This window comes from Cognatundibacterium jejuense (assembly GCF_014284255.1).
Lineage (GTDB): Bacteria > Pseudomonadota > Gammaproteobacteria > Burkholderiales > Burkholderiaceae_D > Undibacterium > Undibacterium jejuense.
Genome location: NZ_JACOFV010000049.1, coordinates 1 through 670, shown reverse-complemented (window position 1 = coordinate 670; position 670 = coordinate 1). Strand labels below are relative to the sequence as shown.

Here is a 670-nt window from a genome sequence, read left to right as displayed (position 1 = left end):
TTACACAACAGGAGATTGATCACGCCATGAATAGACTGAATAATCGACCAAGAAAAAGGTTAGGATACCTTACACCCAATCAGGTATTCTTCAAAAATACGCTTGCACTTCAAAATTGAACTCGCGATCCTTTATATTGATAAGAAAAGATAAAAATAAGGCCGACAAAGAAATTGGGCTTTGCACGGTGTAAGAATTATGATCGCTCAAGTTCAATTGATGTTAGCTAAAACAATGCACAGAATGTGCGGAATGAGTCAATATATAGCTTATCGCGAATTGATTTTATCCATGACCACCTCAGTGATATCCGCAGTTATTGCGGCCTAAAAATGTACTGGATGATTTTAACCATAAGTTGTTGTGCGAGTAGTCCAAGGCTTGGAATAGATTATCGAGTGGCAAGCGAACCAGCGGTGATTAGTAGTGGCAAAGGGGCAAAATACATCAGCGATGAAATAGAGAAGTGTGCACGGTCCTACACTTTGCTGCGTAATGGTATGGTATGGGAGGATTTTATAGCGAATATTAAAGACAGTTTAAAGTAAGCACCCGGTCAACACAGGTTGACCGATCCTTAGATTGATGATCGGATTTATTGAGCAGGCTTCCAGTTGTGCGGAAGTAGTTCGCTGATGCGGCTGAATGGTTGCAATGGTAGCCTTTCCAA

At 40.9% G+C, this 670-nt stretch carries 1 pseudogene; it reads left to right on the top strand.

Annotated features, from left to right (window positions below):
* Positions 1-119: pseudogene (locus H8K32_RS20790) on the top strand (IS30 family transposase); the annotation flags it as partial.
* Between the last annotated feature and the right edge of the window lie 551 nt (positions 120-670).